This window comes from Brevibacillus halotolerans (assembly GCF_026891775.1).
GTDB lineage: Bacteria > Bacillota > Bacilli > Brevibacillales > Brevibacillaceae > Brevibacillus_B > Brevibacillus_B halotolerans.
Genome location: NZ_JAPTNK010000007.1, coordinates 227,166 through 249,267 on the forward strand (window position 1 = coordinate 227,166; position 22,102 = coordinate 249,267).

The 22,102-nt window shown below is 45.6% G+C and carries 2 protein-coding genes; both read right to left on the reverse strand.

Annotation, left to right across the window (positions count from 1 at the left end; translation table 11 throughout):
• Position 1 precedes the first annotated feature (1 nt).
• A complete protein-coding gene (locus O0550_RS11680) occupies positions 2-14,302 on the reverse strand; it encodes a non-ribosomal peptide synthetase (RefSeq protein WP_258426379.1) in 14,301 nt (4,766 codons plus the stop codon).
• A 137-nt stretch (positions 14,303-14,439) separates the two neighbouring features.
• Positions 14,440-22,095, reverse strand: coding sequence for a non-ribosomal peptide synthetase (locus O0550_RS11685; RefSeq protein ID WP_258426380.1), 7,656 nt, complete (start codon positions 22,093-22,095; stop codon positions 14,440-14,442).
• Between the last annotated feature and the right edge of the window lie 7 nt (positions 22,096-22,102).

Below are 22,102 nucleotides of genomic sequence, written 5' to 3' on the forward strand. Positions count from 1 at the left end.
ATTAATTTCTGGCCCTCATGAATCGACCTGTGATGATCTTTCTGCATTTGCTTGCACCACATCCGCATTCGAATTGGCGGTACAGTTCGTCTTCAGTGGTTTCATAGTCCATGGTTATGTAGTCACCAGGCTTGATTTCTTTGACAGCAGTGAAAACCTGAGTGTCCATGTCAACCACGGTGTTAGGATCGCACGAGTGAAGTACTTTTCCCATGCAGTATGGGTCTTCCACAAAAAGTCCCGAATGTTTTTGTAAGGTGTACAGCGTTTGATACGGAAGCTGTGGGCCATCAAAACGGAAGACTATTTCACCCGGTTGAATGATTGTTTTGGAGATCACTCCGTCGCCAAATTCTGCTCTATTAATTACCTCTACTCTATCCTTCGTTGGTTCAAAGGGATGGTACGGCACTGTCTCAGGATAGATACGATTTGTGGATGGAGGTGAGAGTTCCGGTGCCATCGCTATTGCTACTTCGGAGGTTGCCAGCCTTACTTCATTTTTAACTGCCTGTTTGTCTTTAATGGTAATCCCCACCTCTGCAAGTTTTGCTTGTGCATTGTTCAAGAGCTCATCAAGTAACGACAAGTAATCCTGTGCCATCTCTTCAATAGTCGACTGTTTGAACAGCTCGACGCTGTAGCCAAGGGAGAAATGGATAAAATCGTGCTTTTCAATCGCTTCTAAATAGATGTCGTATTCACAAATTTTGAACTCAAATGGATGAGGAACGACGTGAAGACTGTCGAATTCGATATCGTTCATCTCATAGTTGAGCATTGAGAATACTGCATCAAAGAGCGGTGTACGGTTTTCAACGGTAGGAATCGCTAGTTTTTCCGTTATCATTTCAAATGGATAGAGCTGGTTCTCATAGCAATGAACGATGTTCTCTTTGACATCGGTGAGGAATTCCTGGAAATTCAAATCCCCTCTTGGATTAGCCCGGAAAGCCAGCGTATTGATGAATAAACCAATTACCCTGTTGAATTCTTCACGTGGTCGTCCTGCTTGCCAGGTCCCAACTATGATATCTTCTTGGTCGGTGTATTTCTGCAAAAGTACGTAGAAAGCGGACAAAAGGGTAATGTAAATTGTGACGCTATGTGCTTCAGAAAATTCATGAAGTAGCTTGGTACGTTTGGCATCGACCTGGAAGAAGATTTTTTCTCCATCGAATTTCTTTTGGTCAGGACGCGGGAAGTCAGTTGGGAGTTCCAACTGTGGGATATCTCCATCAAAATACTTCAGCCAGAACTGCTCTTGTCTCTTCCCCTCTTCGCTAGTTAGCCATTGATCGAGCCAATAGGTGTATTCCTTGTATTGGACGGTCAATTCGGGTAGCTCATGGCCAGCATAAAGCTGCATCAGTTCATCCATAAAAACGCTAAGCGAAGTTCCGTCGGAAATAATGTGGTGCATGTCAACAAACAATGTGTGTTTTTCTTCTTCATTACGAATCAAAACGGCACGGAGCAGTGGGGCTTCATGGAAATCAAACGGCCGAACCTGAGCCTGTACCAATTCTGACACCTGCTCCTCCTCTGCTTCCATTACAGGAAGGTCAAAACAAAGCTCGTCATGAACTACGAGTACTACTTCATCATCGACTACATCAAAGGAGCTGCGCAGCGACTCATGACGGTTGATCATCGTCTGGAATGAATCGCGTAACCGCTCTACATTCAGCTTACCTTCTAACGTCATCGCGAAAGGAATATTGTAGCTGATCTCCCCTGCGGCACGCTCGTAAGTGTAACGCTGATACGGAGAGGCTTTATAGTACGGACGTTTTTCCAGTAGCTCAAGCGCGATGTAGGTTCCTGCATCTTGTTTTTTGATGTACTCCGCTACTTCCCATAGGATTGGAGTCTGGAACAGAACCTTCAGTGGTACCTTCACACCCGTTTCTTTGTGCATCAGGGAGATTAGGGATGCCGCTTTAAGAGAATGTCCACCTAGCTCAAAGAAATTTCCTTCCCGTCCAACGCGGCTTCTGCCAAGTACTTCGCTCCAAATCATATCCAGCTTCTCTTCCAGTTCACTCTGCGGCTCCACATAACGGTTAAGAGTGAGTGTGGAGACATCCGGTCTCGGTAGGGCTTTGCGATCTACTTTGCCATTGACAGTCATCGGGAATGTATCGAGTCCGATAAAGTAGGCTGGGATCATGAAGCTCGGCAACGTTTCACCAATGTGTCTTCGCAATTCGCTGATACTAAGCTCGTGGGTTGCAATATAGTAGGCGCAAAGTGCAGTGCTGCCAGCATCGTCGATAGCTATCACAAGGGCTTCGTTGATGGCATCATGTTGCAGAAGGCAAGTCTCAATCTCCCCTAGCTCGATGCGGAAGCCACGCACTTTTACCTGATGGTCGAGTCGACCCAAATACTCCAGTGTACCGTCATCTAGCCAGCGTGCCAGATCACCTGCACGATACATTTTTTGATCAGGTATAAATGGATTAGGTACAAAACGCTCCGCAGTCAAATCAGGTTGATGAAGGTATCCGCGTGCCACTCCCTCTCCACCGACGTATATCTCACCTTTTACCCCAATTGGGACAGGTTGCTGGAATTCATCCAAGATGTAAACAGTCAGCGTTGGAATCGGAGTGCCGATGTTTGGCTGATTCTTGTTCATCTCGGACAGCGTAATTTCTTTAAACGTTACATGTACAGTGGTCTCGGTAATGCCGTACATGTTAATGAGTTGAGTTGCCGGGTATCTTTCATGGAACTTGTGAAGCTGGATTGGTGCTAGGGCTTCACCGCCGAAAATCACGTAACGGACAGCCAATTCCTTCTCTTTTCCTTTCGCCTCTTCCTGTATCAGCGCGTAGAAGGCAGTAGGGGTCTGATTAAGCACAGTCACCCGCTCCTGCTTAAGAAGTTGGAGGAAATCCTTCGGCACACGAGCAATCTCTTTTGGTACGATCACAACACGGCCACCGTAGAAAAGAGCGCCATACATCTCCCAAACAGAGAAGTCGAAGCAGTAAGAATGGAACATTGTCCAGACATCGTTTTCGGTAAAATCAAACCTCATGCGATCATTCGTCATCAAGCGGATCACATTGCGGTGCTCGATCATAACACCTTTAGGCTTACCGGTAGAGCCAGAGGTGAAGATGATGTATGCAAGGTCATCTTGTGTTCCAATTGGCTTTGTTAGCAATTCGGCTGGCTGCTTTGCCCACTCATCTAGCTGATCGATATTGATCGGATGGACTTCGGCAAAAACCTCATAGATTTCGGCATGTTGTGACTCTGTGATGAGCATGTTCATGCCTGTATCCTCAACAATTGCTGCTATACGCTCTACCGGGTATTCCGGATCAATTGGCACATAGGCTCCCCCAGCTTTCAAAATAGCCAGAATGGAAATAATCATGCGTTCGGATCGGTCCAAAAGCATTCCGATCAACGGATTACGCTGATGCTGACTCTGCTGTAACAGGCGATTAGCAAGACGATTAGCCTGCTCGTCCAATTCCCGGTAGGTAAGGTGTTTGTCGCCGTATGAGACTGCAACACGGTCTGGTGTTAAACGCACTTGCTTTTCAATCCATGCATGAATGGTAGCTTCACGCGGGTAATTCGCATCAGTTTGGTTGAAGTCATAAATCAACTGTTGCTTCTCAGCTTCGTTTACCATGATGAGTTGTCCCATCGAAAGATCAGGCTGTGTAATTGCACCCATCAGCAATGTGAGAAAATGCTTGGCCATACGTTCCATAGTAGTACGCTTGTATAGGCTGGTCCGGTATTCCCATTCAAAATAAAGCTTACCGTCTCGTTCAAGCACCGATAATGTCAGGTCGAACTTAGCTGCGTTGTGCGTATACTCGTACGGTGTCATCTTGAGGCCAGAAATCGTATTATCAGCAAACTCTATGTTCTGCACGGTCAGCATTGTATCAAAGAGCGGATTGCGACTACGGTCACGTTGAATGTCGAGTTTTTCGATCAGCTCTTCTAGTGGATACGTCTGGTATTCATAAGCATGTAGCACATTCGCTTTCACTTCACCTAGAAACTCACGGAACGATTTAGACATCACAGGGTAGTTACGCATTGCAAGTGTGTTAACAAACATCCCGATCACATGCTCTACATCTGCTTTGAGGCGTCCTGCTGTCGGGGTTCCCACAATGATGTCGTCTTGGCCAGTATAGCGAGCAAGGAACAGATTATAGGCCGCCAGTACGTTCATATAAAGAGTGGTATTCGTCTCATGGACAAACGTGAGTAATTGGGCTGTTTGTTGCTTGTCCAGCTCAAAGCTAATCACGTCACCAGCATAATCAGTAATCGTCGGTCGGCTGTGATCGGTCGGCATTTCAAGAACAGGGAGCTCTCCTGCAAAGGTATCCAGCCAAAAACGTTCCTCCTCGCCGCTAACCTGACATTGCTCACGTTGCCATACAGCATAATCCTTGTACTGGATCGTAAGTGATGACAGTTCGTTCCCCAGATATAATTGATTGAGCTCATGCAAAAACAAAGTAAGCGATGTCCCGTCAGAGATAATGTGATGCATATCAATCAGAAGTACGTGCTGCTTACTAGTCACGCGGAAAATCATAGCGCGGATGAGCGGTGCTTTGCTCAGATCGAATGGTTGAATATAGTCAGACAACGTTCTGCGTAGTGTTTCTTCATCTATTTCGACCAACGTCAGCGGGAGGCTCACCTGATCGTGAATCAGTTGGATCACCTCTTCTCCTCTCATTTCAAAAGAGGTGCGGAATGCCTCATGTCGCTGTATGAGCATATCAAGTGCATTTTGTAGCTTTGATAGATTAAGCTCTCCATCTAAACGCACGAGCAATGGCATATTATAGCTGATGCTTGCTCCCTCAAACTGATTGATGAAATAAAGTCTTCGTTGCGATGGCGATGTCGGATAATACGCTCGCTTCGCTACTGGTTGAATTGCGTGATACGCTTTCCGATCGGATATGCTGATTGCGTTTGCCATCTCTTTGACTGTCTGATGAAGAAAAACCTGCTGAATACTAAACTCTACTTCTAATTGCTTTTCAATGCTTGCCGAAAGCATCGTGGCACGTAAGGAATGACCACCTCGTTCAAAGAAGTTATCATGGACACCGATTTTTTCTACTCCAAGTACCTCGGACCAAATCTGGCAAAGTCGTTCTTCGGTCGGGGTGGTAGGTGGTACGTACTGGCTAGCATACAGCTCCAAACTAGGTTCTGGTAGCGCGCGGCGGTCTAGTTTACCGTTCGGAGTGAAAGGAATCATCTCAAGCTCCATAAAAACGGCTGGAATCATATACTCTGGCATTCGATTAGAAAGGTGATCCCGCAGCTCAGCAATACCAATTTCAGAATGTGCAGAGAAATAGGCACACAAGTAAGCCTGATTGGTTTGATCGTGTTTAACAAGCACAATCGCTTCTTTGACCTGAGGATGTTCCTTCATCTGTACGGCGATCTCGTCTGGCTCAATGCGGAACCCACGGATTTTTACAAGGTTATCAGCACGGTCAAGGTACTCAATATTACCGTCAGGAAGCCATCTCACAAGATCTCCTGTTTTGTACAAGCGTTCCTCTGGGTTAAACGGACTTGGAATAAACTTCTCATCAGTCAGGTCTTGTCGGTTTAGATACCCTCGGATCAGTCCTTCTCCGCCAATGTATAGCTCGCCAGGTACACCGATTGGTACAAGATGGAGATGCTTGTTTAACACATATAATTGGGTACGACTGAGTGGTTTCCCGATCGGTATGGAACTCATGTCCTCCTTGATTTCAAAGATGTGATAATAGGTAGCAAATACAGTGCTTTCTGTCGGGCCATATATGTTGTAAAAACAGTCCGGACTAAGATAAGCCAGTGCTTTCCTCGCTTGTTTTGGCGACATCTTTTCACCGCCGACAAACAGCTTACGTACGTTACCTAAACACTCTAAATTCACGTCTACTAAAGTGTGGAACAGTGCTGTCGTCATAAATATCACACTAATTCGATGAGTCGTGATTAGATAGGAAAGGGCATGAACATCAAGCATTTCATGGCGATTCATCATGACCAGCTTCGCCCCGTTCAAGAGCGCACCATAGATATCGAAGGTAGAACCATCAAATACATAGTTAGAAATTTGCAAAAGCGTATCTGTACGATTCAAGTCGACATAGTTCGTATCCTTAACGACCCGGATAATGTTCGCGTGCGTAGTAAGCGTTCCTTTTGGTTGACCAGTAGTTCCCGAGGTAAACATCACGTAGGCGAGATGCTGTGAATGGAGATCAACTGCTTCGGGATTGCTTACATCACCTTGGTGAAGCAATGTCGGATCATCAAGATTAATCAACTCTTGGTCCAGAGTGTAGTTTTTGATCAAATGAGACTGGGACAATACCAGACGAGTCTTGGTGTCTGCAAGCATAAAGCGAATGCGCTCGATTGGGTATTCTGGGTCAATTGGTACATAGGCCCCCCCAGCTTTTAGTACCGCTAGCATAGCAACGATCATCATCGGAGATCTGTCGATAATCAAACCAACTTTTTCTTCTATTCCTACTCCTCTTGCCTGAAGTGCATGCGCAAGGAGGTTTGCTTGTTCGTTAAGCTGTCGATAGCTCCACTCCTGTTTCTCAAATACCAGCGCAATCTTATCTGGATACAGCGAGGCCTGCTGTTCAAACAATTGCGGAATGGTAGCTGTGATCGGTACTTGCCCTTGCTCTGAATTAAACTCTTTTAAAAGCTGATTCTCCTCCTCTGCCGTCATCATCTGGATGTCTGAGATTGGACTATTCGGATGTTTTAAGGCATGGATGATCAGTTGGTTAAGGTGGTTAGCCATTCGTTCAATTGTTTCGCGTTTAAATAAGTGACTGCTGTATTCCCAGTTGAAGTATATCTTGCCGTCCGTTTCGATGGCGAGTAACGTCAGATCGAACTTGGCCTTCTTCATCTCATAAGGAAGGGCAGTAATAGCCACGTCCGTAAGCTGAACAGATGCTAGTTCGAGGTTTTGCAGGGTAAACATTGTATCAAATAGAGGATTACGGCTCGTGTCACGGGCAAGTCCGAGCTTTTCAATTAGTTCTTCGAGCGGATAATCCTGATGCTCATAGGCTAATAGGACGCTTTCACGTACTTCGGCAATAAACTGGCGGAAGCTCTTCGCCGCTTCTGGCTGATTACGCAATGCCAACGTGTTAACGAACATTCCCATCACACGATCTACGTCGGCAGTTGGACGTCCCGCAATCGGTGTTCCGACACAAATATCTTCTTGATCAGTATATTTAGCCAGCAACATTTGATATAGCGCAAGTAAGGTCATAAAAAGAGTGACCTGTTCATTTTGGTTGAACGAGTGAAGCTTGGCTGTCCACTCGGCAGGCAGCTCAGTCTGAAGTATCTCTCCAGCAAACTGTTTAACCACAGAACGTGGATAGTCGGTTTGAAGCTCCAACACCGGAATTTCATCAGCGAACTGATTTAGCCAGTAAGATTCCTTGGTAGCAAATGATTGTAACTGGTTACGTTGCTGCTGCCAAACGGCATAATCCTTGTACTGAATCTGAAGTTCTGGCAATGTTTCACCAGCATAAAGCTTGCTGAATTCGTCCATAAACAGGCTCATCGAGACACCGTCGGAAATGATATGGTGCATGTCAATTACAGCCACATAGGACTGTTCATCCAGTTGAATCAGACGAGAACGCATCAGAGGCGCCTGCCCGAGATCAAATGGCTGAATCGCCTGCTTAATCATCTCATCTCGTTTTGCCTTGCTGGTCTGAATAAGTTCAAAGGGTAGCTTTACTCTTGGATGAATTCGTTGCACCACTTCTCCATCCACGACAGCAAAAGAGGTGCGTAGCGCTTCGTGTCGTTCGATCAGTTTTTCAATCACACCTGTAAAGCGCGGGATGTTAAGCGGACCGTTAATTTCCAGCACAAGTGGCATGTTATAGGCCGTTTCTACACCAGCGAACTGGTTGACGACATACATACGTTTTTGTGCAGAAGAAGCAGGGTAATAATCGCTTGTCCCGACAGGTAGGATCGTTAACTCGTCAGAGCTGTTCTCTTCTTTCTGCTGTTGCAGGATTTGCTCTAGGCAGTCCGCCAACTCTTGAAGCGTTGGTTTTTGAAAAAATGCGGAGAGCGGAATCTTCACCCCGAATTCCTTTTGAATGCGAGAGATTACGGTAGTCGCTCTAATCGAGTGTCCCCCACGCTCGAAGAAATGGTCGTTACGGCCGATACGCTCAACTTGTAAGACGCTACCCCAAATATCCGCCAGCCTCTGCTCCAATTCGCTAATCGGCGGTTCGAAAGGACGATCTGGTACGTGTACACTGTCTGGTTCCGGTAAGGCACGGCGGTCTACTTTTCCATTTGCAGTAAGCGGCAGACTGTCGAGTTGGATGAAGAACGTTGGAACCATGAACGGTGGCAACTGGTTATTCAGGTATTGACGAAGACCTACATCACTCAGCTCCTCTGTAGCCACGTAATAGGCACAAAGGTTGGTGTCAAAGGCTGTCACAACAGCTTCTTTCACCCCGGGATACTGAAGCATTTTGGTCTCAATTTCTCCAAGTTCGATGCGATAGCCTCGTATTTTTACCTGTTGATCAATCCGTCCAAGGTATTCAAGCTGTCCATCTTGGCTTATCCTTACAAAGTCTCCGGTACGATAAATGGTCTGCTCTGGGAGAAGCGGATGTGAGACGAATTTTTCCGCAGTCAAGTTCGGTCGATTAAGATAGCCACGCGCAAGTCCTGCTCCGGCAATGCAGAGTTCGCCTGGTACCCCGATTGGTTGTAGCTGTCCGTGTGAGCTGAGCACGAGCGCTTGTACATTCTGAATAGGACGTCCTATCGGCAGGTTATTGGATGCCTGAGTCAGCAAAGTAGATGTAGCGACGACGGTGTTTTCAGTTGGTCCATAGTTATTGATAAGCTGATATGACCTTGGAATAAAGGTCTTTAACTTGTCGCCACCAGTCAACAGTACACGCAATGAGCGGTTATCCAGCTCTTGGAATAATTCACACATTTGAGTCGGTAAGAAGCTTACGGTAATTCCGTGTACTTCAAAATAGTGATTAAGCAACTCTGCATCGAGACGGATGTCATCAGGAATGATGTGCAGAGTGGCACCTGTAATCAATGTAGGGAAAATTTCCCAAACCGAAGCATCAAAGCCGAAACCTGCATATTTGGTTGTATGATCGGCTGCTGTGAGATCGAAGGACGTTTGATGCCACAAGCACAGATTGACAAGTGAATGGTGCTCGATCATCACCCCTTTTGGTTGTCCTGTAGAGCCTGAAGTATAGATGACATAGGCAAGACTATCTGGTTGAACAATCACATCAAGCGGTTCGTAGGTCATTGCTTGATACAGTCTGTCATCTGTAAGCAACAGAGTCTCGCAGATGTCAGTCCATTCCTCTGATGCTGCAGCAATGTCCCTATTACGGTGAACAAGCAAGATTTTGGCTTTACTATCGGATAGCATGTACTCGATACGTTCTGTTGGATACTCAGGGTCAATTGGTAAAAAGGCTGCTCCCACCTTAACGATCGCAATCAATCCGATGATCATTTCCAAGGAACGGTCACTGAGAATGGCAACAATATCTTCCTGTCCCACTCCTTTTGTTCGCAAGGTCTGTGCTAAAAGGCTAGCTTTTTCATCTAATTCACGATAGGTCAGCCGTTGCGCACCAAATACCACGGCAATCTGCTCTGGCATCGCAACCGCTACTTGTTCGAATAAGGTCAGTGCAGTGACGTCCTGCGGGATGCTCTTGAATGTGTTGTTTATCTCTGTGAGCAAATGTTCTTTTTCAGCATCTGTCATCATGTCAATGTCTCTTAGTTTGATGTTTGGGTCAGCAATCACTTGATTGAGGATACTCAGATAATGCTGAATCATCCGCTCTATTGTTTCCTTACAAAACAGTTGGGTCCGATATTCCCAGTCAAACACAATTTTGCCTTCACGTTCCGCCGCTACCACTGTCATGTCGAATTTGGCTATTTCGTGCGTGAATTCATAGGAACTCATTTCGAGGTTAGCCATTGCAAACGTGGAAACCTCAATGTTCTGTAAGGAGAACATAATGTCAAACAATGGATTGCGGCTCATATCACGCTGTACATCCAGCTTTTCAATCAAAGTTTCAAGCGGGTAGTCCTGATTTTCAAACGCTTTGAGGCTATTAGCTTGGACTACACCTAGGAATTGGTTGAACGTCTCATCAGACTCAAGCTGGTTGCGCATTGCAAGCGTATTAACAAACATTCCCATCACATGTTCAAGTTCAGCTAGCTGACGTCCGGCAATCGGTGTTCCGATGACAATATCATTTTGACCCGTGTACTTATGAAGCAGGACATTTAGTGCGGCTAGCAGGGTCATATACAAGGTACTGCCCTGTTCGTTGCAATAGGTCAGCAAACGCTCACTTTGACTTTCGGTTAGCTCGAACTGAATGCGCGAGCCAGCGAATTCCTGTACAGTCGGACGCGGGAAGTCAGTCGCAAGCTCAAGGACAGGAATGTCACCGCTAAAGGTGTCGAGCCAATATTTCTCTTGTAGCTTTGCCGCATCACTTTCCATGATTGCTTGCTGCCACACGGCATAGTCCTTATATTGAATCGAAAGAGGCGGCAATATTTTACGGGCGTAGAGTTGCGTCAGCTCATGTAAGAAAATGTTCATGGAAACACCGTCAGAAATGATGTGATGCATATCGAGTACGAGCAAATGCTCTTGCTTGCCAATTTGGAAAAGTCCAACTCGTGACAGTGGAGCCTGACTTAGGTCAAAAGGCTGAATAAATGTCTGGACCTCTTCTTGCAATAAATCCTCAGTGGTTTCGATATAAGAAAACGGCATTTCTACATCTTTATGAATCTGTTGCATCAGCTTATCTTCCACGGTGACGAAAGAAGTACGAAGCGATTCATGGCGCCGGGTTAATGCACGAACAGCATCTTGTAGAGATTCGACATCAAGCAATCCGTTAAGACGTACCATCAACGGCATATTATAAGTTAATTCCGCGCCATCGAATTGGATACTCACATACAGACGTTTCTGTGCAGAGGTCGCCGGATAAAAATCGCGGGCTTCTGTTGGAATAAGCGGCGGTAAGGTATCCTTATCGGCCTGTGTGATGTAAGCTGCCATCTTCTCGATGGTTGGACGGTTAAACACTTCTTTGAGCGGATACACGATACCGAATTGTTTGTGGATTCTAGCAACCAGTAACGTTGCTTTGATTGAATGGCCACCCCGTTCGAAAAAGTTATCAGTAATCCCCACTTGTGTCAGTCCAAGCACATCGACCCATATCTTTGCTAGTTGTTCCTGCGTTTGATTCTTCGGTGCAACATATTCACTTTCACTAAAAATGTTCTCCGGCATCGGGAGTGATTTATGATCAACTTTGCCGTTAACAGTAAGTGGTAGAGATTGGAGTTCTATAAAATAAGCTGGCATCATGTAATCTGGCAGCTCTGTTGACATATAATCACGCAGTTCGTTGATACTTACTTCATCAGCCGGCACGAAGTACGCACAAAGAACTGCATCGCCAGCGATCTCCTGCACAGTTATGACCGCTTCATTTGTCGCAGGGTGCTTCCGTAGCAAGGTCTCGATTTCTCCAGTCTCGATACGGTGACCGCGTATTTTGACCTGATTATCAATGCGACCGTGAAAAATTAAATTCCCATCTTCCGTCCAACTCACAATGTCTCCTGTACGGTACATACGCTCATCTGATTCAAATGGATTTGCTACAAACTTTTCGGCTGTAAGTTCAGGAAGATTGTGGTAGCCACGAGCAAGACCTACACCACTAACACACAGTTCACCAGGTATTCCAATAGGCTGAAGCTGATCATGAGCAGTTAACACGTAAGCACTGGTATTCGCAATCGGACCGCCAATCGTAATCGGCTTATCTACACGCATGTTGCGAGAAAAGGTAGAAACGATCGCGTTCTCTGTTGGACCGTATTCATTAATTAGCTCGATACGAGCGTTAAGGTTTATACTCTGACGGATGACGTTCTCTGTCAGTTTATCTGCCCCCAAGCAGATCAAGCGTAACGACTGAGTCTCTTCAGCAGTCATGGTATCGATGATTGCACTGTACATGACAGGTACGGTAATAAAACTTGTTACGTTCCAGCGCAGGATATGACGTTTAATCGCCACTGGATCTTTAGCATCCTCAGTCGGTAGAATGACCGCTTTCGCACCGGCGATCAGTGGTGAGAACAAGCTAATGACGAAACCGTCAAATGCGAAGGAAAAGAGCTGCAACACACTGTCTGACTCACAAAATTGATACTCACGGCTACGCCAATAGATTGTATTAACAACATTTCGGTGTTCAATCATGACCCCTTTTGGTTTACCAGTGGTGCCAGACGTGTAGATCATATAAGCCAGATCAGAAGGTCTATTTACCGACTCAAGCGGGCTATTGTCAGTGTCGTCGTTTCCAGTAGTTATCGAAATCAGTCTATAGGATGAAACATTCTCCCCAAGAGTAGAAGTAATGGTTTTATGCAGATGCTCTTGGATCAAAACCAATTCAATATGGCTATCCGTTAAGATATACTCGATACGCTCTTTGGGATATTCTGGATCGATCGGTACATACGCGCCCCCTGCTTTAAGGATTGCAAAAAGTCCTACAACCATCTCAATGGAGCGTTCAGCTACAATACCGACTAATTGATTAGGTCCAACACCCTGTCTTCGCAATACACGAGCTAGCTGGTTGGCTTTCTCGTCTAGTTGTTGATAGGTCAGACTCTGTTCATTGTATGCAATCGCGGTGGCATTCGGCGTGCGAGCAACCTGTTCCTCAAACAATTGATGCAACGTTTTCTCGTTCGGAAAGTCTACTGCCGTGCTGTTAAATGTAGCAAGAAGCTGTTGTTTTTCCTCATCTGAGACTAACTCATAGCTATGGACAGCTTGATGAGGTTCTGCAATGACTTGCTTCATCAGCTTTGTTAGATGTGCACCTATACGCTCGATAAACGCTTGGTCATACTTGTTTGCATTGTAGCTTAAGCGAATCGTGAATAAATCTCCAGGAATGACAACGAGATGAAAGTCATAGTTCGTCATCTCATGGGCATCCACGCTGACTACAGTAAAACCCAGTTCTTTGTCCCATTCAGTCTGATATAGTCCCTGATTACCTACATGATTTTGAAAACCTATAATATGATTAAACAGATCGCTTCCAAGTCCAGACCGGGACTGAATATCGGCAAGCGAGACATATTCATAGGATTTAGCTTCCAAGGAGTTCTGCTTCACCGCATTTAGCAGCTGGCTAAATGTCTGCTCATTTCCACTTTTAATTCGTACAGGTACGGTATTGATAAATAGGCCGACAATTTGCTCCACACCCTCAATTTCTGAGGGACGGCCTGAGACAACCGAACCAAATACGACATCTGAGGTGTTATTGTAACGCTGGAGCAAAAGACCCCAGATCGCTTGAAATACATTGTTTGACGTGGTCTGATGCTCGCGGGCGATGCGATGAATTCCCTCGCTTCGTTCTTTATCTACAGGAACGGTTACTTCCCCATAGGCAAAACCATCAGAATGTGTAAACTGATGTGCCATAACCGCAGGCTTTTCATAAGCAGAGAGGTAGTTTTCCCAGTAGGTATTAGCCTCAGTCTGATCTTGCTTTTGCAACCAATGAATATAGCTGCTATAGGGTGTTGTCTTTTCCTTGACTAGGGTCTGATTCATGACCAGCATTTTGTAGAAACGGAAAAAATCCTGCATGACAATACCAAAGCACCAACCATCCATCAAGATATGATGATGACTCCAAACTAATTGATACTCCTTTTCTTTGGTCAAAATGATGCTTATACGCATTAGGATATCTTTGGAGAGGTCAAAGCCTCTTTCTCGATCAGCTTGAAGTAAAGCCTCGATATGTGCCGTTTGTTCGTCGCAAGGAAGGTTTGCAATATTATGAAAGGCAACAGTGGTCTTGCGTTCTTTTAACACAACTTGGCGTGGTCGCTGTAGCTTTTCGTGAAGAAACAGCGTACGGAAAATATCATATTTGCTGATTAAATGGTTTAGGCTTTGTTCCACATAACTAACGTTGAGGTCACCTTGAATGATCAGCCTCATCTGTTCAAAGTAAGCATGCTGGGTGTCACCAAGTAAGGAGTGGAAAAGCATTCCCTCCTGCATGGATGATAAAGGATACACCTTTTCGATTTGATTATTTTTCATGTCGGTTACTCCCTATTTTTTTCTCCCTAGGTATGTATGAGTGAACATAACAAGGAAGAGATATGTGAGCCGTAAGTCGTTTTTTAGCATAACAGCTCACATTCCCTTTTAACCCTTGTTAACAGGACGGCAGTAGACTAGAGATTATTGATAAAGTCAGCAATGTCGTCCAGTTCTTCGAAGGTTAGCTCCTCGTCACCTACGTCACTTGGGGTGATATCAGGGCCTTCTTTTTGCAAGCAGTGATTGATAATCAAGCGTAAATGGTGCATGTAACGATCTACTAATTTGGCGATTGTGCTGTCTTGATAATGCTTTTGACTATACAAGATTTGAATGTGCAGCTGTTTCTCACTTACACTCCCGATCACATCCAACTGATAACTGCGATTGCTATTGGGACTAAACAGTGGACCTTTAGGCATGTCAGAGGGTTGCAACAGTCCCTCTCCTTTCGCCTGCTCGAATTGCCCCAGATAATTGAAACTAATTTCAGACTTTCTAGTGAGTTGGCAGCCTTCACGCTGGTCTGAGCCGGCGAGATAGGTAAGGATTCCGTACCCAATTCCCTTTTGTGGAACTGATCGTAGGGATTCCTTAGTCGCCTTAATTTGATAAGAGAGATCATGCTCAGAGCTGATAGTCAGATTGACAGGATACAGGGAAGTAAACCAACCGATCGTTCGACTGATATTGATTTCTTTGATGATATTTTCACGTCCGTGCCCTTCTAGATCGACAAGTATGTTGCTCTCCCCTGTCCACTCGTGAATCGTCCGGGCAAGCGCTGTGAGCAACAAGTCGTTAATCTCGGTATGATAGGCTTGAGTAGCATGCTTGAGTAGGTTATCTGTCTCTTCACTTGTCAAATGAGCTACTTCACTTTGAAGGTCCTGCCATGTATTCGTTCCATCCATATGATCTTGTGGCAGCGGCTGTATCTGGATTGTTTCGAGCTTTTTCCAATAGTCCCATTCTTTAGCGATCATTTTACTGTCAGCATACTCCTTCAGAGCCCGTGCCCAATCCTGATACGAATGCGTTTTGTCAGGTAGCTGAATCACTTCTCCTCGTTGTGCTTGCTCGTATGCAGTCTGTAAATCTTCTAATAAGATTCGCCAGGATACACCGTCTACGACCAAATGGTGGATGGTAAGCAACAGATGATCGCCCCAAGCTGTTTGAAATACGGTTGCTTTGAACAGCGGGCCTTGAGTCAAGTCTAGACTTTCTTGGATGCGAGTGGCCTCCGCCTCGATTCGTGAAGTCAAAACGGCTGAGTCGTACTCGTTACGTAAGTCGATGATCGCAAGGCTGAATGCTTTCTCGCCTGCCTCTTTGACCCCTCGATTGATCTGTATGACATGACCGTCCGATTCCATGGAATAGATCATTCTCAATGCGTCATGATGACTGATTAATTCTGTCAGGACAGCCCGAAGAATCTCCACTTCTAAACCAGTTGGAGCATGCAACATCACCGATTGATTCCAGTGATGCTGGTCAGTCATTTGTTGAGCAAAAAACCAGTGTTGGATGGGTGTCAGCGGAACCTCTCCCACGATTTCCACTTGAGTCGCTACACTTTTCATCTGTTTGACATAGAGACTGAGCTCTTCAATGGTCGGATACAGGAAAATCTGATTAATGTCTGCCTTCAATTGATATTTGCCCAAACGAGCCACGATCTGGATTGCGTTAATCGAATCACCGCCGAGTTCAAAGAAGTTATCCTGAATCCCAATACGATCAATCCCTAGTACCTCAGCAAATATCTTTGCTAGTAGCTCTTGCGTTTCGTTGGTTGGGGCGACATATTGTTTCCCGTATTGCTCATCGGTGCTGGGCAATGGTAAGGCTTTTCGATCGACTTTACCATTAGTTGTCAACGGTAGCTTCGGCAAGGTCATGTAGAACGTCGGAATCATATAGTCCGGTAGGTGTACGGCAAGGTATTTGCGCAGTTCACCATAATCAGGAGCTTCATCTGCGACGATATAAGCACACAGGACTTTTTTGGATTCTAATTCCTTAGGCTCCACAACAGCCATCTGAATTGTCTCGAAAGCATTCAAACGACTTTCTATCTCCCCAAGCTCGATGCGATAGCCACGAATTTTGACTTGTTGATCTTTACGGCCGAGAAATTCAAGATTACCGTCTGGGAGCCAGCGGGCGATGTCACCCGTGCGGTACATCCTTTCTCCCTCAACAAATGGATTAGGGGTAAATGCCGTATTAGTAAGATCGTCCCGATTGAGATAACCACGTGCCAAACCAGCCCCGGAAATGCATAGCTCACCTGGTACCCCGATTGGTTGAAGCTGTCCATGATGGTTTATCACATGTATGAATACATTATTAGCGGGTTTGCCAATCGGGATATTTGGCAGAGCCTTGGTCACTTCATAGGACGTTGCTAATACCGTGTTTTCTGACGGACCATAGTTGTTAATAAATTGGCATGGCTGTGGAATAAAGCGATTCAGCTTGTCACCGCCTGTGTTCAAGATGCGCAGGCTCTGAGTCGGCCATTCCATGAATAATTCAAACATTTGGGTCGGTAGATAACTCACCGTAATCTGATGTTGTTGATAGTAGCGGTGCAAACGCTCGATATCATAGCGCACCTCGTCACTAAGTAGATGAAGAGTGGCCCCTGAAGTCAAGCAAGGGAAAATCTCCCAAATGGTTGCATCGAAACTGAATCCAGCGTATTTGGTCATTCGATCTTGCGAGGTCAGCTCGTACTTCTCCTTAACTCCACAGCAGAGATTAATGAGTGAACGGTGTTCAACCATCACACCTTTTGGCTGCCCCGTAGAGCCGGAAGTAAAGATGACATATGCCAAATTACTGGAGGTATTGACCGGCTCTAAATCATCAGTCTCACCCTGATACAGGGAAGCATCGGAGAGAGCCAAAATTTCTCCGTCAAAAGCCAATGTGATTGGTAATTTGGTATGGGTCAACAGCCACTTACTACCTGCCTCTTTAAGCATATAGTCCATCCGCTCAACAGGATAATCTGGAGCAATCGGCAGGAATGCACCACCAGCTTTGAGCACTGCGAGTACAGCAATCGCCATTTCCACCGAATGGTCTGCGATGATGGCTACGATGCTTTCCGAACCAACGCCTTTGGATCGTAGCTTGCGGGCTAATTGATTCGCTTTTTCGTTGAACTGCTGGTAGGTCAATTGTTGCCAATCATCTATGAGTGCAATGTGATTTGGGCGTTTTTTAGCATGGTATTCGATTAGCTCATGCACCAGTTGATGAACAGGGTAATCCACTTGCGTATCGTTAAAAGTAGTGAGTAATTGTTTTTTCTCCCCTGGCGTTACCATGTCAATCTGAGCAAGCAATTGATCCGAATCTAATATCACTGTACTAATGATTTGAATCAAATGCCCCGCCATACGCTCGATAGTTTCTCGTTTATACAGAGAGGTACTGTACTCCCAATCAAACACCAGTTTGCCATCCATTTCTGCGACCTGAACTGTCATATCAAACTTCGCTACCTTGTATGGATAGGCGTAGTTGTCAATTGTTAAAGCCGGCAGATTTTGATCGGTAAACGTTATATTTTGTACGGCAAATGTCATGTCAAACAATGGATTACGACTAAGGTCCCGACGCAGGCTAAGCTTGTCTATCAGTTCCTCAAGTGGGTAATCCTGATGCTCATAGGCATTTAGCAGGTTCTCTTTTACTTCACTCAGAAACTCCCGGAAGCTCTTGTTAGCAGTCGGTTTGTTACGCAGTGCCAAGGTGTTGACGAACATCCCAACCAACGGCTCCAACTCAGCATGTTGACGCCCAGCGATAGGTGAGCCGACTATAATATCTTCCTGACCGGTATATTTAGAAAGCAACACATTATACGCCGCGATCAGAGTCATAAATAATGTCACCTGATTGTGCTCGCAGAAACGGTTAATCATCGCTGTCTGCTTCTCATCCAAGGTAAAGGTGTATCGATCCCCCTTAAACTGTTGAACAGAACCACGCGCATAGTCTGTAGGCATATCAAGCACTGGTAACTCACCTGAAAAGGTATGAAGCCAAAACTCTTCCTGTCGCGCAGCCTCTCCGCCTTGCATCCGAGTTTGCAGCCAGGCAGCATAATCCTTGTATTGAATACGCAGCTCTGGTAATTCTTTTCCAAGGTAGAGTTGGTTAAACTCTTCGATCAAAAGCTTCATGGATACACCGTCAGAGATGATATGATGCATATCCACAACAAGAACAAAGCGTGTGTCGCTAACACGGATGATTAGGCCGCGTACAAGTGGCGCTTGGCTCAAATCAAATGGTTGAATGAATTGTTCGATCATCTTATTCAATTCTGCTTCGCTCGCCTCTGGTGCTTCCCTCACCTCGAAGGGTACTTCCAAATTTTCATGTACCTGTTGCATGAGAACACCATCTACCAATGCAAAAGAGGTTCGTAGCGATTCATGGCGATCCATCAAGCTTCTCCATACAGAGCATGTACGCTGTATATCAAGAGATCCCTGAATAGAGAGCATCAAAGGCATGTTGTAGCTGGTTTTTGCTCCTTCGAACTGTTGGATAACATAGAGGCGTTTCTGCGCAGAAGTGGTACCATAATATTTTTTATGGTCAATTTTTTCGATTGTTTCATATTCGCACGTGGTAGCATTACGGATAAAATCAGCCATTCCGCGAATCGTCGGACATTGAAACACTGCCTTGAGCGGAAAAGTAATTTCTAGCTTCATACTGATGCGTGATGCAAGCATGGTCGCTTTGATTGAATGACCGCCGATACTGAAAAAATTGTCCTTCACTCCAACCCTCGACTTGCCCAGCACTTCTTCCCAGATCTGGGCAAGTGCAGTCTCCAACTCATCTGACGGTGCGATATATTCGAAGCCCTGTTGGAGTTGTTCGTTAACCTCAGGAAGCTGGTTGCGATCAACCTTACCGTTTGGTGTAAGTGGGAGTTTTTCCATTCCAACAAAGTAGCCTGGAATCATATAGTCTGGTAAGCTTTGGCCAAGTGCCTGTCGGAGTTCATCTGGCTCAACTCCGTTGCCTACGTAATAGGCGACGAGGTAGACAAGTTCGCTAGAGTCTTTGCGATCAACCACAATAGCGTCCTGCACCTTTGGATGTTGCAACAAAACATGTGTAACCTCGCCGGGTTCAATACGATAACCGCGGATTTTCACCAAATGATCGAGACGTGAAACGTATTCTAGGTTTCCATCCGAAAGCCACTTAACCACGTCACCAGTACGGTAGATACGCTCACCGGGTAGGAAGGGATGTGGAATGAATTTTTCTTCGGTCAGCTCATCGCGATCCAAATAACCTCGTACTAAGCCTCCCCCTCCGATGCACAGCTCTCCTGGAACACCGATTGGCTGGAGATTTTGCTTTTGATCAAGGACAAAAAGTTGAGTTTGGTTTACTGGTTTGCCGATAGGAATTGTGTATGCATCTGCTGAAACCTGTTCAACCGAATAATATGTCGAATAGACCGTATTTTCCGACGGACCGTATAGATGAATAAGTCGGTTCGGACCAAGATATCGCATCGCTTTACGGACGTGGTGAACCGAGACCTTTTCCCCACCAAATAAAATCTTGTGCAACGGAGCTAAACAGCGTAAGTCTGCGTCCACCACCGCGTTGAATAAAGCCGTTGTCATCAGTGTCATGGTGACGCCATTCTTCGTGATTACCCGGGCCAGTTGAGTCATGTCGAGCATCTCTTCACGTTTAATCAGCACCAATCTAGCGCCATTGAGCAATGCTCCATAAATATCAAAGATAGAGCCGTCAAAAATATAGTTCGACAACTGCAAAATCCGGTCTTGTTCACGGATATTGACATAATTAGGCTTAACCACAGTCCTTAACACGTTGGCATGAGTAGTCAGATTCCCTTTTGGATTGCCTGTTGAGCCGGAAGTATATTGAATGAACGCAAGTGTTTGTCCGTCGCTTTGAGGCGGCAGGTTGCTCGCATCACCTTGGTAGAGAGAGCTGTCATCAACAGGAATGGCTTCGACCCGCCATGGATACACATTCATTAACTGTGCTTGGGTCAATACAAGTTGAACACCAGCATCCTTTAGCAGGAACCCTATGCGTTCAGCCGGAAACTGAGGGTCAATGGGTAGATAGGCTCCTCCTGCTTTGAGTACGGCCAGCATCGCCACAATCATCTCAATGGACCGGTCTAATACCAACGCAACCGTACGCTCTTCCCGAATTCCCTTCGCTTGCAGATGGCGAGCCAACTGATTGGCTTTCTCATTTAATTGCTTATAAGTTAACTGATCGTCTCCGAACACGATGGCGATGCTATCTTTTTGACATTCGGCCCAGGATTCGAATACCTCGGCAATGCTTTGAGTGTAAGGTTTATGGCATTGCTCTGGGTTAAATTGGTTGAGTAGCCGCTGTTTTTCCTCATCGGTGACGATTTCGAGCTGATTGACTACAATTCCAGGGTCAGCTGATATCTGCTCCATCACCTTAATCAGATGTCCGCTTATCCCTTGAATAAAATCTGACGTAAATCTTTGCCCGTTATAAATAAACTTAAGTAGCATTTGGTCGTCAGATTGGGCGGCTAGGATATTAAAATCGTAGTTGGTTTGCTCAAATACCTCGATATTCGATATGTGAAGACCAATTCGCTGCTCCAATTCGTCCGCACTGATTCGTGATGGATAGTTTTGGTACGCCAGCAGATGGTCAAACAGATTTTGCTGAAGGCTAGACTGCTGTTGGATATCGGCAAGCGACACATAGTCATATGCTTCACAATGAAGTGCCGCATTTTTTACCTGTTGAAGCAGGTCCTCAAAGGTCAATCCGCCTTGTATCTGAACACGAACTGGGATCGAGTTGATAAACAGCCCGACAATTCTCTCCACATCCGGGATATCAGATGGACGGCCGGAAACAACTGCGCCGAACACAACATCATCAATGTTGTTATAGCGTTGAAGCAGGATACTCCACACTGCCTGAAATACATGGTTCATCGTAACCTGATACTGGCGTGCAAGTCTGCTCAGCTTAGCAGTGAGCTCTGTCGATAAGGTCACGAGATATTCCTGCGGTTGATAGCCATTCTCTGACGGAGATGGTGATAGCTGAGCCGGTACGCTTACCCGTTCCTCGTAGCCTAAGAGATACTGTTTCCAGTAGGCCAATGCCTCTTCTCGATCCTGATTTTCCAGCCATTGAATATAGTGACTGTACGGTACCACAGCATCTAATGTAAGAGGTAGATTGTTACTCACCTGCTTATAAAACTCGAAAAACTCTCCAAGAATGATTCCAAAGCACCAACCATCCATTAAGATATGATGATAGCTCCAGATGACTTGATAGGTAGCCTCCCCTGTCTTGAGTACAGCCATACGAGTGAGCAAGTCACTGGTCAAATCGAATCCTTTTGCTTTATCCTGCTGGCAGAAAGCTTCCACTTGGTTCCTTTTTTCTGCATCGGGAAGAGACGAGATGTCCTCATAATGTATGGTCGTACTACGCTGCTTCAAAACAATCTGAATCGGTTCATCTAAATCCTCGTACATGAAAACCGTACGCAGAATATCGTAACGATCAATAAGCAAGTTAAGACTTTTTTGGAGGGCCTCAAGATTTAGCGGCCCTTCCAGCTTGAAACGCATCTGCTCAAAGTAAGCGTTATGCTTACGATCCAGTATGTGATGAAATAGCATCCCTTCCTGGAGAGGGGACAGCCGTTGGATTAGCTTAATCTCTGCATGTTCTCCCATTTGGTTT

What these genes read in the sequence shown, in the direction of transcription:
- O0550_RS11680 (WP_258426379.1), bottom strand. Translation starts at nt 14,302, where the DNA reads ATGAAAAATAATCAAATCGAAAAGGTGTATCCTTTATCATCCATGCAG.
- O0550_RS11685 (WP_258426380.1), bottom strand. Translation starts at nt 22,095, where the DNA reads ATGGGAGAACATGCAGAGATTAAGCTAATCCAACGGCTGTCCCCTCTC.